Annotated in this window: 15 protein-coding genes; 10 read left to right on the forward strand and 5 right to left on the reverse strand. The window is 66.9% G+C overall.

Translation table 11 applies throughout. The features are described from left to right. Positions 1-112 precede the first annotated feature (112 nt). Genes ribA through LDJ84_RS03685 form a run of 3 tightly spaced genes read left to right on the forward strand, consistent with a single transcriptional unit; the run spans position 113 to position 1,961 of the window. Entirely contained in the window at positions 113-742 is a 630-nt protein-coding gene (gene ribA / locus LDJ84_RS03675) for a GTP cyclohydrolase II (RefSeq protein ID WP_024764004.1), read from the forward strand. Continuing rightward, a complete protein-coding gene (locus LDJ84_RS03680) occupies positions 739-1,155 on the forward strand; it encodes an MFS transporter (protein ID WP_226045913.1) in 417 nt (138 codons plus the stop codon). The genes ribA and LDJ84_RS03680 overlap by 4 nt, the downstream gene beginning before the upstream one ends. Further along, the gene (locus LDJ84_RS03685; RefSeq protein ID WP_065084346.1) at positions 1,155-1,961 is read left to right on the forward strand and encodes a cobalamin-binding protein; all 807 of its coding nucleotides are present in this window, start codon (positions 1,155-1,157) and stop codon (positions 1,959-1,961) included. The genes LDJ84_RS03680 and LDJ84_RS03685 overlap by 1 nt, the downstream gene beginning before the upstream one ends. A gap of 189 nt (positions 1,962-2,150) precedes the next feature. Here LDJ84_RS03685 and LDJ84_RS03690 read toward each other — a convergent pair whose 3' ends face one another. Continuing rightward, the gene (locus LDJ84_RS03690) at positions 2,151-3,164 is read right to left on the reverse strand and encodes a zinc-binding alcohol dehydrogenase family protein (RefSeq protein WP_037013100.1); all 1,014 of its coding nucleotides are present in this window, start codon (positions 3,162-3,164) and stop codon (positions 2,151-2,153) included. 25 nt (positions 3,165-3,189) lie between these two features. After that, positions 3,190-3,477 carry a putative quinol monooxygenase gene (locus tag LDJ84_RS03695; RefSeq protein ID WP_024764000.1) on the reverse strand — a complete coding sequence of 96 codons (288 nt, stop codon included), beginning with the start codon at positions 3,475-3,477 and terminating at the stop codon, positions 3,190-3,192. 103 nt (positions 3,478-3,580) lie between these two features. Between LDJ84_RS03695 and LDJ84_RS03700 the strand changes: the two genes are divergently transcribed. After that, the gene (locus tag LDJ84_RS03700) at positions 3,581-4,495 is read left to right on the forward strand and encodes a LysR family transcriptional regulator (protein ID WP_226045914.1); all 915 of its coding nucleotides are present in this window, start codon (positions 3,581-3,583) and stop codon (positions 4,493-4,495) included. Positions 4,496-4,502: 7 nt separating this feature from the next. Here LDJ84_RS03700 and LDJ84_RS03705 read toward each other — a convergent pair whose 3' ends face one another. Beyond that, positions 4,503-5,819 carry a bifunctional DedA family/phosphatase PAP2 family protein gene (locus tag LDJ84_RS03705; protein WP_226045915.1) on the reverse strand — a complete coding sequence of 439 codons (1,317 nt, stop codon included), beginning with the start codon at positions 5,817-5,819 and terminating at the stop codon, positions 4,503-4,505. Then, a complete protein-coding gene (locus LDJ84_RS03710) occupies positions 5,816-6,535 on the reverse strand; it encodes a DNA-3-methyladenine glycosylase (RefSeq protein WP_065084343.1) in 720 nt (239 codons plus the stop codon). The genes LDJ84_RS03705 and LDJ84_RS03710 overlap by 4 nt, the downstream gene beginning before the upstream one ends. Before the next feature lie 63 nt (positions 6,536-6,598). On the opposite strand from LDJ84_RS03710, the gene LDJ84_RS03715 reads away from it, so the two are divergent. Further along, positions 6,599-7,453 carry a class I SAM-dependent methyltransferase gene (locus LDJ84_RS03715; RefSeq protein WP_024763998.1) on the forward strand — a complete coding sequence of 285 codons (855 nt, stop codon included), beginning with the start codon at positions 6,599-6,601 and terminating at the stop codon, positions 7,451-7,453. 297 nt (positions 7,454-7,750) lie between these two features. On the opposite strand, the gene LDJ84_RS03720 is transcribed toward LDJ84_RS03715, so the two are convergent. After that, positions 7,751-8,977: an alpha/beta fold hydrolase gene (locus LDJ84_RS03720; RefSeq protein WP_037011430.1), complete on the reverse strand. Its 1,227-nt coding sequence runs from the start codon at positions 8,975-8,977 to the stop codon at positions 7,751-7,753. Between the two features lie 310 nt (positions 8,978-9,287). Here LDJ84_RS03720 and LDJ84_RS03725 point away from each other — a divergent pair, with 310 nt between their 5' ends. From LDJ84_RS03725 to mrdA, 5 genes are read left to right on the forward strand one after another with little or no spacing between them, the layout of a single operon-like run. Beyond that, the gene (locus tag LDJ84_RS03725) at positions 9,288-10,553 is read left to right on the forward strand and encodes a glutamate-5-semialdehyde dehydrogenase (protein WP_024763996.1); all 1,266 of its coding nucleotides are present in this window, start codon (positions 9,288-9,290) and stop codon (positions 10,551-10,553) included. After that, positions 10,553-11,209 (forward strand): nicotinate-nucleotide adenylyltransferase, encoded by a 657-nt coding sequence (nadD, locus tag LDJ84_RS03730; RefSeq protein ID WP_024763995.1) that lies wholly within the window; start codon positions 10,553-10,555, stop codon positions 11,207-11,209. The genes LDJ84_RS03725 and nadD overlap by 1 nt, the downstream gene beginning before the upstream one ends. Positions 11,210-11,228: 19 nt before the next feature. Beyond that, positions 11,229-11,582 carry a ribosome silencing factor gene (gene rsfS, locus LDJ84_RS03735; protein WP_024763994.1) on the forward strand — a complete coding sequence of 118 codons (354 nt, stop codon included), beginning with the start codon at positions 11,229-11,231 and terminating at the stop codon, positions 11,580-11,582. A gap of 7 nt (positions 11,583-11,589) precedes the next feature. Continuing rightward, positions 11,590-12,057: a 23S rRNA (pseudouridine(1915)-N(3))-methyltransferase RlmH gene (rlmH, locus tag LDJ84_RS03740; RefSeq protein WP_015475414.1), complete on the forward strand. Its 468-nt coding sequence runs from the start codon at positions 11,590-11,592 to the stop codon at positions 12,055-12,057. 15 nt (positions 12,058-12,072) lie between these two features. Next, positions 12,073-13,962 carry a penicillin-binding protein 2 gene (gene mrdA / locus LDJ84_RS03745; protein WP_024763993.1) on the forward strand — a complete coding sequence of 630 codons (1,890 nt, stop codon included), beginning with the start codon at positions 12,073-12,075 and terminating at the stop codon, positions 13,960-13,962. Positions 13,963-13,972: the final 10 nt, after the last annotated feature.

The raw sequence follows: 13,972 nt of genomic DNA on the forward strand, positions 1-13,972 counted from the left end.
TTCTATCAACCGCATCGATGCTTATCTTGCAGAATTCGCAATGACGGTGCGGCTGGCGCTGCTGCTACAATGCCGGTCCTCCTTCCTTAGATAAATCTTTCAGGAGTTTCCGGTGTCTGTCGTTTTCGTCGCCGCCTCCAAGCTGCCCACCCCCTTCGGCGAATTCACCATGCATGGCTTCCTCGACGAGGAAACCGGCAAGGAACACGTCGCCCTGACCATGGGCAAGCTCGATGACGGCCAGCCGGTGCTGGGGCGTCTGCATTCCGAATGCCTCACCGGCGATGCGCTGTTCAGCCTGCGCTGCGACTGCGGTTTCCAGCTCGAGGGCGCACTGTCGGCCATCGCCAAGGAAGGCCGCGGCGTGCTGCTGTACCTGCGTCAGGAAGGCCGTGGCATCGGCCTGATCAACAAGATCCGCGCTTATGCTCTGCAGGATGAGGGCGCCGATACCGTGGAGGCCAACCTGGCCCTGGGCTTCGGCGCCGACCAGCGCGACTACGCCATGTGCCTGCCGATGCTCAAGCACCTGGGCGTCTGCTCGCTGAAGCTGATGACCAACAATCCGCGCAAGGTCAAGGCGCTGGAAGGCTATGGCCTGACCGTCGCCGAGCGGGTGCCGCTGCACAAGGGCCTGAACCCGCACAACAAGCGCTACCTGCAGACCAAGGCAGGCAAGCTGGGCCATATGCTGGGCAATATGCATCAGGGCGAAGCCGAGGCCGAGGTCTCCGCGTCGTGAATCGCGCCGCTGCCCGGCGCCGGCTGAATCTGATCTGGTGGCTGCTGCTGGCGCTCGCACTGGCACCGCAGCACCTGATGCTGGCGCTGGTGGGCGATGCGCCGTTCTCGGACAAGCTGGCCACGCCGGTGTTCGTCGTCGGCCTGGTGTCGATGTTCCTCACCCTGCCGTTGTTCCGTCGCTACAAGCACGCACTGATCGCTACCGGTAAGGCTCGCGCTGGCGCGGACGAGCCTGCGGCCTGGCAGGCACTGGGTGCCGCGCAGCGCCGTGGTGCGCTGGTGGGCAGTATCCCGGCCTGGATCGGCGCCCTGGCGGTGCTGGTCGACCTGCATGGTGTGCCGGTCCTGCTGCTGGGCTTCGCCAGCCTGGTCATCCTCTGGCTGTATCGCCTGCCGCGCCAACTGGCCTGATGCGCCGCTTCCTGTGCCTGCTCCTGCTGATCGCCGGTTTGCCGGTGGCGGCGGCAGAGCGGGTGATCAGCCTGGCGCCCTCGCTCACCGACATGGTCCTCGAACTGGGCGCCGCCGACCGGCTGGCCGGCCTGCTCGACGGCGGGCCACGTCCCGAGCCCCTGAAAGGCCTGCCGTCCGTCGGACGTTACGGTCAGGTCAATCTCGAACAGATTCTCGCCTTGCAGCCCGACCTGTTGCTGGTCTGGCCTGGCGCGGTGCCTGATGCGCAGTTGCGGCGCCTGAAGGCCGTGGGTATTCCGCTCTACGTAGCCGATCCGCACCGTCTGGACGATATCTCCCGGCAATTCCGCGAATTGGGCGAGCGCCTGGGGCAAGCGGAGAAGGGCCGCGCGTTGGCGCAAGCCTTCGATGTGCAAATGGCGCAGTTGCGTGCGCAATACCGGCGCGAGCAGCCACTCAGGGTGTTCTACCAGGTGTGGGACCGCCCGCTCTACACCGTCGGCGGTCGACAGATCATCAGCGAGGCGCTGGAAGTCTGCGGTGGCCGCAACCTGTTCGCCGATCTTGACCTGCCGGCGCCACAGGTGGGGCAGGAGGCCGTACTGGCCCGTGATCCGCAAGTGATCCTGGCGGCCAGCGACGAGCAACTGAGCAGTTGGACCGGCATGCGGCAACTCAGCGCTACGCGGCTCAAGCAGCTCTGGGTAGTGCCGGATCGCAACCTGGAGAAGCCGAGCTTCGCGATGCTCGATGCCACCGGGAAGCTTTGCCGGTTGCTCGCGGGTGCCAAGGCCGACGACTGAGTCGGCCGGGTTCGCGAGCAAGCTCGCTCCTACAGGTAACCGGAAGCACCAGTGCGCTCTTTGTAGGATCGAAGGGGACGCCTAGTTCTTGCTCGCGAACCTCCGTATCCGGCGACAAGGAGCAGACCGCAGGGCGGAAAACCCCGAACGGGTTATCCGCCCTGCGTCCACGCCCCTCGGGGCCTGAGGTCAGAACCCCTCCAGTACGATCTTGCCCTTGGCCGTGTTGCTCTCCAGCAGTGCGTGGGCCCGGCGCAGGTTGGCGGCGTCGATCTTGCCGAAGTGCTCGCCCAGGGTGGTTTTCAGCACGCCGCTGTCGATCAGCCCGGCCACTCGCTGCAGCAACTTGTGCTGTTCGATCATGTCGTCGGTCTGGAACATCGAGCGGGTGTACATGAACTCCCAGTGCAGCGACAGGCTCTTCTGCTTGAGCAGCCGCACGTCGAGGTTCTCCGGGTCGTCGATCAGCGCCAGGCGGCCCTGCGGGCGCAGGCTGGCGACGATTTCGGGCAGGTGCTGCTCGGTCTGGTTCAGGCTGGCCACGTGGGTGACTTCGCCGATGCCGATGCGCTTGAGTTCTTCGCTCAGCGGCTTGCGGTGGTCGATCACGTGGTGCGCGCCGAGGTTGCGCACCCATTCCTGGGTTTCCGGGCGCGAGGCGGTGCCGATCACGGTCATGCCGGTGAGCTGGCGCGCCAACTGGGTAAGGATCGAACCGACGCCGCCGGCCGCGCCGACGATCAACAGGCTCTGGCCTTTGCTGGCGCTGCCCTCGGCCACCTGCAGGCGGTCGAACAGCAGTTCCCAGGCGGTGATGGTGGTCAGTGGCAGGGCGGCGGCGTGGGCGAAGTCCAGGCTCTGCGGCATGGCGCCGACGATGCGCTCGTCGACCAGTTGCAGCTCGGCATTGCTGCCGGGGCGGGTCAGGTCGCCGGCATACCAGACCTTGTCGCCCGGTTTGAACAGGCTGACCTCGCTGCCCACGGCGCGGACCACGCCGCTGGCGTCCCAGCCGAGCACCTTGTACTGGCCGTCGGCGGGCTGTGCGCGCTGGCGCACCTTGGTGTCCACCGGGTTGACGGAGACGGCGCGCACCTCCACCAGCAGGTCGCGCGGGCCGGGCGTGGGTTCGGGCAGCTGGATGTCGAGCAGCGAGTTGGCGTCGCTGCTGGGCAGGCTCTGGGTGTAACCGATGGCTTTCATGGGAATTCCTATTCGCTTTGAACGGTCAGTCGATGCGGTTCATCAGGCGGATATCGAGTTCCGCCAGGTCAGGTTCGGCGGCCTTCACGAAGGCCTGGAAGTGTGGGCTGGCCTCGTGCTCGGCCAGGGCATCCTCGTCGCGCCACTGCTCGATCATGTAGATCAGCTCGGCGTCCTTGATATCGCGGTGCAGGTCGTACTGCAGGCAGCCGGCCTCGGCGCGGGACGGCGCGAGCATGCCGTGCAGGCGCTCCTGCAGACTGTCGGCGCGGCCGGGCTTGGCGCGAATGATGGCGATCAGGGTCAGGCTCATCCGGGTATCTCCAGTTGGGCGGGGAAGGTGAGGGCATGCTGCTCTCTTTCGTCGGGAAGAAAAACCGCGTAAGTAGAGAGTCTCTTTCAAAGGATTTTTGAAAATGCTGCGCTTCGACGACCTGCAGATATTCGTCCGCACCGCTGAGCGCGGCAGTCTCTCTGCTGCCGCCCGAGAGCTGGAGCTGTCGCCAGCCGTGGCCAGCGCCGCGCTCAAACGCCTGGAAAGCGAGCTGGACGTGCGCCTGTTCGCCCGCTCGACCCGCAGCCTGCGCCTGACCGGCGAGGGTGAGCTGTACCTGGCCCACGCCCGCGCTGCGTTGCAAAGCCTGGATGACGGTCGTCAGTTGCTGGCGGGCGGCAAGAGCGAGATCGCCGGCAACTTCCAGGTATCGGCGCCCTCGGATTTCGGCCGCAACGTGCTGTTGCCCTGGCTGGACGAATTCCAGGCACTGCACCCGCGCATGAACCTGCGCCTGCTGATCAGTGACCGTCAGGCCGATCTCTACCGGCAACCGGTGGACGTGGCTTTCCGCCTGGGGTTGCCGGGGGACTCGAACCTTGTCGCGCTTCCGCTGGCGCCGGACAACCGTCGGGTGCTCTGCGCCGCGCCCGAGTACTTCGCTCGCCACGGCAAGCCGCAGCACCCGGACGAGCTGCAAAAGCACAACTGCCTGCTGTACATGCTGGGCGGCCGAGCCCACGAGCGCTGGCGTTTCAGCGACAGCCGCAAGCAACACGAGGTGACGGTGCGCGGCGATCGTCTCTGTGACGACGCCGACGTGGTGCGGCGCTGGGCCGTGGCGGGGCAGGGGCTGGTCTACAAGTCCTGGCTGGACGTGGCGGCCGATGTGCGTGCCGGCCGGCTGGAGGTGGCGCTGGCGGATTACCTGGGCGAAGCCACGCCGATGAACCTGTTCTGCACCCACCGCGCGCAGCTCAGCCGGGCGGTGACCCAGCTGCGCGAGTTCGTCCAGTTGCGCTGCGCCGAACTGATGCGCGAGCGCCCCTGGGCCTGAAGCCGGGTCAGAGCGGTGTGTAGCGGTGAATGGCCGACGACAGCCCCCAGGCGCTGGCTACCGCCAGCAGCACCATGGCGGTCGGCAGCAGGCTCCACCAGATGCGCTGCGCCAGGGCCGGCAGCTCGCTGCGGCGCTGGCTTATCCACAGGCTGGCGGCGCACACCGCCGCGCCGAGCAGGGCGCCGGCGATGATGTCGCTGGGCCAGTGGGCGCCCAGATAGACGCGGGACAGCGCAATGCTCGCCGCCGGAATCACCGCCAGCAGCATCCAGGTCAGGCGCACCCGCGGGGATTTCTCCCGGCTGGCCAGCACCCCGAGTACCAGGAAGAAGGCGAAGGACGCCGAACTGTGGCCGCTGGGCATGCTGAAGGCGGACAGCGGATCGGCGATCACCTCGGGCCGGGCGCGGCCGAAGAGATGCTTGAGCGCGGTGTTGAGCAGCGCGGTGCCGACCATGGTGCCAGCCGCGAAGAAGGCATGGCGCCAAAGTCGCAGGGCGGCCAGCAGCGCCGCCAGCAGCGCACCGGCGATGAACTGGGTGCGGAAGTCGCCGACGCGGGTGACGGCCACCATCACATGGTCCAGCCACGCGTGGCGGTGTTCCTGCACCAGCGCCATCAGGCCCTTGTCCAGGGCGTCCAGGTGCGGCCAGCCGATCAGCATGGCGAACAACAATACGAAGCAGCCGACGGCGCCGATCAGCGGAGCATTGCGCTCCTTGCGCAGCTCGGCGTGGATCACCAGGGCGAACACCACTGCGATGCACGCGGCAACCACACCGGCCTCCGGCCAGAAGCCTTCGGGCAGCGGCAGGCGCATGGCCGCACCGGTGGCCCAGCCAGGCACCAGGTAGGCGATGGACCAGCCGGCGGCGGCGATGATGGAAACGCTGACGAAGCGGCCGAACGGCATGTCCAGCATGCCCGCAACCATCGGCAGGAACGGCCGCAGCGCGCCGATGAAGCGGCCCACCAGCAGGCTCGCCACGCCATAGCGGTGGAAGAACCCTTCCGCGCTGGCCATCCATTCCGGATGGTGGCGCAGTACTGGCAGGCGGCGGATGTCCTGGTGGAAGTGGCGGCCGATCCAGTAGGACGACAGGTCACCGAGCAGGCCGCCGAGGAACGCCAATGCCAGGGTTTCCCCCAGCCCCAGGGCGCCGCTGCCGGCCAGCACGGCGATGGCGAAGAGCATCACCACGCCGGGCAGGATGATGCCGATGATGGCGGCGCATTCGAGGAAGGCGACCAGGAACAGGACCAGGGCGAGCCATTGCGGATGGGTGGCCATCCAGGTGTTGAAGGCGGCGAGATCGATCATCGGAAGGTGGCGTCCTGGGTTCCGAGCAGGTGGTAGTCATGGCCTTCGACCTGGCCGCGGCGCAGTGGGTTGCGCGTGCAGAAGGGCGCGAAGGCGGCATCGACGAAGCGGTACTGCAGGTGTTCGTCGCGGCCATGGGGAATGCCCAGGCGCGCGGCCTGGATAACGTGCGCGGGCGTTTCGCCAAGGTCGTCGACGAACAGGCGCTGCGGGTCGAAGCGCTGGGCGTCCCACTCCGGCACTTTCAGGCCCATGGAGCGGCAGAGCAGGGTCTGGCCGTTGCACAGCTTGCCCAGCGGGCGCTCGCTGCCGTCGGCGGCGGGGTTGAGCCGACGCATGGCGGCCAGTGATTCGTCACCGGAGATGCGATCCATCCAGGGGTGCCCGGACTTGATCAGTACCGCATTGCCGGCGCCGCCGGCGCTGAAGTTCAGCGAGTCGCCGCCACGCGCGTAATACATGTAGATGTGCCCGCCATCGAGGAACAGCGCCTTGCGCTTCTCGGTGTAACCGAGCGATGCGTGGCTGCCTTTCTCGGCCAGGTAATAGGCCTCGGTCTCGATGATCCGCGCGGAGAGCCACAGGTCGCCGACCCGATGGCGGATCACCTTGCCCAGCAGTTCGCGGGCGACGGTGAGGGCATCGCGATTGAAGAAGGCGTCCGGCAGGGGATTGGCCCCTGGCCAGGGCAAACTTAGGTTGGGTTCGGCGGGCATCGGATTGTCGCGGTTCTCGGGCCGGTCTTAGGCTGGGGAATCATAACAACAAGATTCTTAAGCATGGCTGAACGGATCCGGGCCGACAGCGCCCACATTACCCCCAGCGCGCACTACACCGGTTACGTCTGGTATCGCCACCAGCTTGCCGATCCGGCCTTCGCCACGGCGTTCGGCCGCTGGGTGCACGGTTGCGTGGCGCCGATCAACTGGGGCGCGCGGGTCGGCTTCGGACTGAATATCGAAGACTTCCTGTTACAACGTCACCTGCTGATCGATGCCCGGCTGACCCAGGCCATCGAGTCGCGCGGCGTTTCCCAGGTGGTCGAGATAGCCTGTGGTTTGTCGCCCCGGGGCCGGCGTTTCCGTCAGCGCTATCCCCAGCTGACCTACCTGGAAGCCGACCTGCCGCCCATGGCCGCGCGCAAGTCGGCGTTGCTGCAGGAGCAGGGCTGGCTGGACGGCAAACATCGCGTGCGTGCTGTGGATATCCTTGCTGAAGACGGCGAGCAGAGCCTCGCCGCGTTGCTCTCCGGACTGGACCCTGAGCGCCCCGTGGTGGTGATTACCGAGGGGCTGGTGAATTACTTCCAGCGCCCGGTGATCGAGGGCTTCTGGCGTCGATTGGCCGTGGCCCTGCGGCGTTTCCCCGAGGCGACCTACCTGACCGAACTCTATCCCGACCTGCGCGAACACCCGCGCTACCGGCAGATTCGCTGGGGCGTCGGGCTGATCGGCAAGCTGACGCGGGGTGGCTATCCGCTGCATTACCGCAGCGCGGCGGAAATCGAGCAGGCGTTCGTTGGTTGCGGGTTTGGCCGGGTGGGCGTGCTCGATCCGCAGGTGGACGGTGTGGGGCTGGGCTTGCCGAAAGGGCGGATGCCGAGTCTGGTGCGGGTGATCGAGGCGCGGCTTTAGGTTCGGGACTGTTCGGGGCTGGGCGGTTCGCGAGCAAGAACTAGGCGTCCCCCTCGGTCCTACGAAGAGCAGCCGCGGCTTATTCGGGGGGCATGCAGGGGCGAGCTTGCTCGCGAACAATATCAATGCAGGACGCTTGTGCCCGCGCTTCCCCCTCACCCCAGCCCTCTTCCAGGGGGAGAAGGAGTCATTCGGTGCAGGCCTGCGCAGCTGACGTTTCGCATGATGCCGTTCCAGTCCCCTCACCCTTCTGGGAGAGGGAAGAGCCCGGCCTCCGAAATCGCCACATTCAAACCATCAAGCCGCACACGCCCCCTGCTGCATCGGCACCACCATCGCCGCCAGCGCTGCGCTGGCCTGCGGGTCGCCGTGGGCGAAGATGAACGCCAGGCCGTCGCCGCTGTAGCGCAGCGGCAGGATATCCAGTTCCGGCAGCCCGGCGGCGGCGAGCTTCCAGCCGCGCGCAGGGCGATCCGCCGGCAGCTCGACGCGGATCAGGCCACCGAAATAGCCCAGCTCCGCCAGCTCGCAGCGCCATTCGCCGCCCTCGCCGTTGCGCAGTACGGCGCGCCGATCGGCCGGCGCCAGGCGCGCTTCGAAGCGGCGCTCCAGGTGCAGCAGTTGCTGGCGCTGGAAGCGCGTGCTGCCGGCGGCGCTGCGTGGCAGAGGCTCGCCGAGCAGGAACGGGTTGTAGAGCCGCGCACAGGCATCGCGGCGTTCGAACTGGGCCAGGTGGTCGGCGTCGTGGATCAACGCAAACTCGGCATCGGCGCACGCGTGGGCGAACTCGGCGTGTTCCCACGGCTGGGTGAAATGGTCGTACTCGCCGGCCAGCACCAGGGTTGGGCATTGCGGGTGACGTTCGAAGCCGCCGAAGGCCAGCAGGCGCTGGCTGTTCTGCCGGTAGCGTTCGATTTCCGCTGGTGTCAGGCGCTGCAGCTGGCGCAACAGGGCCTTGCGGAACACCGGGGATACACCGGTATCGCCCAGGCGCAATGGGTTGATCAGGCCGGTCAGCACGCCATGGGCGAAGGGCTCCTGCTCGCCCAGTTCCAGGCGCGCCAGGGCTTCGACCAGCAGGGCGCGGGCGCCGGGTCGGCCGAAGGCGGTGATGCCGGCCAGCAGCAGGCGACCACAGCGCGCCGGGTGGCGGGCGGCGAACAGCGCTGCCAGCGCCGAGCCGTACGACAACCCGATCGGCATCAGGGGCGGCAATTGCAGGGTTTCGGCGAAAGCGGCGATGAGGTCGGCCAGGTCTTCCAGGCTCAGCTGGGGCGCCAGTTGCAGGTTGCCGCCCTGGCTGGGCAGGTCGAGGAGGATCACCGGGTGCCCGGCGAGCAGCTCGGAAACCTCGCTGGCGAAGGAGCGGAAGCTCTGGAAGGCACCGCCCAGCAGCAGGACCGGCGGGCGGGTGTCATCTTCCCTGGAGGAAAAGGCCTGGTAGTGCAGTTGCCAACCGTCCAGTTCCAGCACCGCCGGGGCGGCGGTCAGGGCCTGGGCGCTGTAATCGGTGCGATAGCGCATGGCAGTTCTCCGGCGGTGGGCCGCCTCTTGTTGTTCTTCCCTGGCGTGCCTCCCTGGCTATGCGATCGCAACGGGGGCAATGAGCCATGCTTGCAAGGTAACCAGCCGATACGAATTTGGTTACCCAACCTTCGGGCGGCAGAAGCGGGCGGGGGATGGGCGGATGTCACCGTTTGGCCGATGGGGCGTGGCGTGGGAGGGGGTTGGCGTTACGTGCGGTGCGCCGCTGACCGGCCGGCTGCTGTGGCTGGCCGCTGAGGGGGCGCTCCCGCTATACTTGCGCATTTCCCTCACGCAGACGCGTTTGATCATGACCGAGTCCGTTCTCGACTATATGAGCCGCCTGGGCCGCGCCGCCCGTGAAGCGTCGCGCGTCGTCGCGCGCGCCACGACCGCGCAGAAGAACCAAGCCCTGCTGGCCGCTGCCGATGCCCTGGATGCCGCCCGCGCCCAACTGACCGAAGCCAACGAGCAGGATCTGGCCAATGGCCGTGCCAATGGTCTGGAGCCAGCCATGTTGGACCGCCTGGCCCTGACTCCGGCACGCATCGATGACATGATCGAGGGCCTGCGCCAGGTCGCCACGCTGCCGGACCCGATCGGCGAGATCCGCGACATGCGCTATGTGCCGTCCGGTATTCAGCTGGGCAAGATGCGCGTGCCGTTGGGCGTGGTGGGGATCATCTACGAGTCCCGTCCGAACGTGACCATCGACGCCGCCAGCCTGTGCCTGAAGTCGGGCAACGCCACCATCCTGCGCGGCGGCTCCGAGGCGATCCATTCCAACCAGGCGATTGCCGCGTGCATCCAGACGGGCCTGGCCAAGGCCGGCCTGCCGGCCAGCGTCGTACAGGTGGTGGAAACCACCGACCGCGCCGCCGTGGGCGCGCTGATCACCATGCCCGAGTACGTGGACGTCATCGTTCCGCGCGGCGGCAAGGGCCTGATCGAGCGCATCAGCCGCGATGCCAAGGTGCCGGTGATCAAGCACCTGGACGGCATCTGCCACGTCTACATCGACGTCGCCGCCGATCTGGACAAGGCCATCCGCGTCGCCGACAACGCCAAGACCCAGCGCTATGCGCCGTGCAACACCATGGAGACGCTGCTGGTGCACGCCGGCATTGCCGACCGCGTGCTGCCGCCGCTGGCCGCCATCTACCGCGACAAGGGCGTTGAACTGCGTGGCGACGCCGCCACCCGCGCGCTGCTGGGCGCCGACGTGCTGGAAGCCACCGAGGAAGACTGGCGCACCGAGTACAACGCGCCGATCCTGTCGATCCGCATCGTCGACAACCTCGATGCGGCCATCGAGCACATCAACACCTACGGCTCGCAACACACCGACGCGATCATCACCGAGAACTTCACCGATGCCCGCCGCTTCCTCACCGAAGTGGACTCGGCCTCGGTCATGGTCAACGCCTCGACCCGCTTTGCCGATGGCTTCGAGTACGGCCTGGGCGCGGAGATCGGCATTTCCACCGACAAGCTGCACGCCCGCGGTCCGGTCGGCCTGGAAGGGCTGACCAGCGAGAAGTACGTGGTGTTCGGCGACGGGCACGTGCGGACCTGATGAACAAGGCGCGTTCCCGGCGTGTCGGTCTGTTCGGCGGCACCTTCGATCCGGTGCACATCGGCCACCTGCGCAGTGCGCTGGAGATGGCGGAGCAGCTCGAATTCGACGAGCTGCGCCTGATCCCCAACTTCCGCCCGCCGCATCGCGACACCCCCCAGGTGCTACCTGCGCAGCGGCTGGCGATGGTCGAGCTGGCGGTTGCCGGCGTAGACCCGCTGGTGGTCGATGACCGCGAGCTGAAGCGTGACAAACCCTCCTACACCATCGACACCCTGGAGTCGCTGCGTGGGGAGCTGGATGAGCAGGACCAGTTGTTCCTGCTGGTCGGCTGGGACGCATTCTGCGGCCTGCCGACCTGGCATCGCTGGGAAGAGTTGCTGGAGCACAGTCATATCGTCGTGCTGCAGCGCCCGGATGCCGACAGCGAGCCGCCGGAAGACCTGCGCGACCTGCTGGCGGCGCGCAGTGTTGCCGACCCGAAGGCGATGATCGGCCCCGCCGGGCAGATCACCTTCGTCTGGCAGACGCCGCTTGCAGTTTCCGCCACGCAGATCCGCCAACTCCTGTCGCAGGGGCGCTCGGTGCGCTACCTGGTGCCGGATGCGGTATTGAACTATATCGAGGCGCACGGCCTGTACCAGGCGCCCCACTGAACAAGTCAGAGAGTCATACATGCAAACCGAACAACTGGTCGAACTGACCATCGCCGCCCTGGAAGATCTCAAGGCGCAGGACATCACCGTCATCGACGTGCGCGAGAAGACCAGCATCACCGACGTCATGGTCATCGCCACCGGCGCCTCCAGCCGTCAGGTCAAGTCGCTGGCCGACAACGTGCTGGAAAAGGTCAAGGAACAGGGCGTGCGCCCGATCGGCAGCGAAGGCCAGGAAGGTGGCGAGTGGGTCCTGATCGACCTCGCCAACGTCGTGGTCCATGTCATGCAGCCGGCCACCCGCCAGTTCTACGACCTGGAGCGTCTGTGGCAGGGCGCCGAGCAGAGCCGCGCGTCCCACAGCGCCGAGTAAGCGTGCCGTGCGCCTGCGTCTGATCGCGGTTGGCTCGCGCATGCCGCGCTGGGTGGAAGAGGGCTGGGCGGAGTACGTCAAGCGCCTGCCCTCGGAGCTGTCCCTGGAACTGGTGGAAATCCCGTTGAACACGCGCGGCAAGAATGCCGACGTGGCACGGCTGATCCGCCAGGAAGGCGAGGCCATGCTGAGCAAGGTCCAGCCCGGGGAACGCATCGTCACCCTGGAAGTCGAAGGCAAGCCCTGGAGCACCCCCCAGCTGGCGCAGGAACTCGACCGCTGGCGCCTGGACGCGCGCACCGTCAACCTCATGGTCGGCGGGCCGGAAGGCTTGGCGCCGGAGGTCTGCGCGCGCAGCGAGCAGCGCTGGTCGCTGTCACCGCTGACCCTGCCGCACCCGCTGGTGCGCATCCTGGTCGGCGAGCAGATCTACCGCGCCTGGACAGTGCTGTCCGGGCACCCCTACCACAAGTAGTCGTAGCCGTTTTCGATGCCGCAGCCGATACAGCTCAAGGACCACGAGAAGGACGCCCGCCTGGTCCGCGCCCGCGTCATCGTCGGCGGGGTGGCGATCTTCCTGCTCGCCCTTGTGCTGGTGGCGCGTATGTATCACCTGCAGGTGACGCAGTACGACTACCACTCGACGCTGTCGGAGAACAACCGCGTCCACGTGCAGCCGATTCCGCCCAATCGTGGGCTGATCTTCGACCGCAACGGGGTGATCATCGCCGACAACCGTCCCAGCTTCAGCCTGACGATTACCCGTGAACGTACGGAGAACCTGCAGGATACGTTGAAGAACCTCGTCGAAATCCTCGGATTGACCGAGGAAGACAAGGCCATCTTCGAGAAGCGCATGAAGCAGGGGCGGCGGCCGTTCGAGCCGGTGCCGATCATGTTCGAGCTGTCCGAGGAGCAGATCGCCCGCATCGCGGTGAACCAGTACCGCCTGAACGGCGTCGACGTGGCCGCGCAATTCGTCCGCCATTACCCGCTGGGCGAGCACTTCGCCCACTCGGTCGGCTATGTCGGGCGGATCAACGAGGCGGAACTGAAGAAGCTCGACCCGGTGGCCTATTCGGGCACCCACCACATCGGCAAGACCGGCGTGGAAAAATTCTACGAGGATGCGCTGCACGGCACGGTTGGCTACGAGGAAGTCGAGACCAACGCCCGCGGTCGCGTCCTGCGCGTGCTCAAACGTACCGAGCCGGTCTCCGGCCGTGACATCGTGCTGAGCATCGACAGCAAGCTGCAGGCTGCCGCGGAAACCGCACTGGCCGGCCGCCGCGGCGCCATCGTGGCGATCCAGCCGTCCACTGGCGAGGTGTTGGCGATGGTCAGCCAGCCGGCCTACGACCCCAACCTGTTCGTCACCGGCATCAGTTTCAAGGATTACGCGGCGTTGCGTGACTCCGAAGATCGCCCTCTGTACAACCGCGTGCTGCGCGGCCTGTACCCGCCGGGCTCGACGGTGAAACCGGCGGTGGCCATTGCGGGGCTCGACGCGGGTGTGGTGACGCCCACCAGCCGTGTGTTCGACCCCGGCTTCTACCAATTGCCCAACTACGACCACAAGTACCGCAACTGGAACCGCACCGGCGACGGCTGGGTCACCCTGGAAACCGCGATCATGCGGTCCAACGACACCTACTTCTACGATCTTGCCCACAAGCTGGGGATCGATCGGCTGCACGACTACATGAGCCGGTTCGGCTTCGGCCAGCGCGTGGCCCTGGACATGTATGGCGAAGCTGACGGCCTGATGCCGTCCCGCCAGTGGAAGCGTGCCCTGCGCCGGCAGGCCTGGTTCCCGGGGGAAACCCTGATTCTGGGCATCGGCCAAGGCTACATGCAGTCCACCCCGCTGCAACTGGCGCAGATGACCGCGCTGCTGGCGAACAAGGGCAAGTGGATTCGCCCGCACCTGGCCAAGACCATCGACGGCAAGCCGCCGGTGGACGAAGACCCGATGCCGGACATCCAGCTCAAGGATCCGAACAACTGGAACCTGGTGGACTACGGCATGCAGCAGGTGGTCCACGGCGCCCGTGGTACCGCCCACAAGGTCGGCGCCACGTCCGTCTACCGCATTGCCGGCAAGTCCGGTACCGCGCAGGTCGTGGCGATCAAGCAGGGTGAGAAGTACAACCGCTCCAAGCTGCTGGAGCGCCATCGTGACCACGCGTTGTTCGTCGGCTTCGCCCCGGCGGACAATCCGCAGATCGCCGTGGCGGTGATGGTGGAGAACGGCGAGTCCGGCTCCGGCGTCGCCGCCCCGGTGCTCAAGGCCGTGACCGATGCCTGGCTGCTGGACGAGACCGGCAAGCTCAAACCCGAATACGCACCTCAGGCCACGGCGGAGGCGCCCAAACCATGACCAAGAACGG

Source organism: Pseudomonas sp. HS-18, from assembly GCF_020401845.1.
In the GTDB taxonomy this organism is placed as follows: Bacteria; Pseudomonadota; Gammaproteobacteria; order Pseudomonadales; family Pseudomonadaceae; genus Pseudomonas; species Pseudomonas nitroreducens.

What these genes read in the sequence shown, in the direction of transcription:
- LDJ84_RS03700 (WP_226045914.1), top strand. Translation starts at nt 3,581, where the DNA reads ATGCTGCGCTTCGACGACCTGCAGATATTCGTCCGCACCGCTGAGCGC.
- mrdA (WP_024763993.1), top strand. Translation starts at nt 12,073, where the DNA reads ATGCCGCAGCCGATACAGCTCAAGGACCACGAGAAGGACGCCCGCCTG.
- nadD (WP_024763995.1), top strand. Translation starts at nt 10,553, where the DNA reads ATGAACAAGGCGCGTTCCCGGCGTGTCGGTCTGTTCGGCGGCACCTTC.
- LDJ84_RS03685 (WP_065084346.1), top strand. Translation starts at nt 1,155, where the DNA reads ATGCGCCGCTTCCTGTGCCTGCTCCTGCTGATCGCCGGTTTGCCGGTG.
- LDJ84_RS03695 (WP_024764000.1), bottom strand. Translation starts at nt 3,477, where the DNA reads ATGAGCCTGACCCTGATCGCCATCATTCGCGCCAAGCCCGGCCGCGCC.
- LDJ84_RS03690 (WP_037013100.1), bottom strand. Translation starts at nt 3,164, where the DNA reads ATGAAAGCCATCGGTTACACCCAGAGCCTGCCCAGCAGCGACGCCAAC.
- rsfS (WP_024763994.1), top strand. Translation starts at nt 11,229, where the DNA reads ATGCAAACCGAACAACTGGTCGAACTGACCATCGCCGCCCTGGAAGAT.
- LDJ84_RS03720 (WP_037011430.1), bottom strand. Translation starts at nt 8,977, where the DNA reads ATGCGCTATCGCACCGATTACAGCGCCCAGGCCCTGACCGCCGCCCCG.
- LDJ84_RS03725 (WP_024763996.1), top strand. Translation starts at nt 9,288, where the DNA reads ATGACCGAGTCCGTTCTCGACTATATGAGCCGCCTGGGCCGCGCCGCC.
- LDJ84_RS03715 (WP_024763998.1), top strand. Translation starts at nt 6,599, where the DNA reads ATGGCTGAACGGATCCGGGCCGACAGCGCCCACATTACCCCCAGCGCG.
- LDJ84_RS03705 (WP_226045915.1), bottom strand. Translation starts at nt 5,819, where the DNA reads ATGATCGATCTCGCCGCCTTCAACACCTGGATGGCCACCCATCCGCAA.
- LDJ84_RS03710 (WP_065084343.1), bottom strand. Translation starts at nt 6,535, where the DNA reads ATGCCCGCCGAACCCAACCTAAGTTTGCCCTGGCCAGGGGCCAATCCC.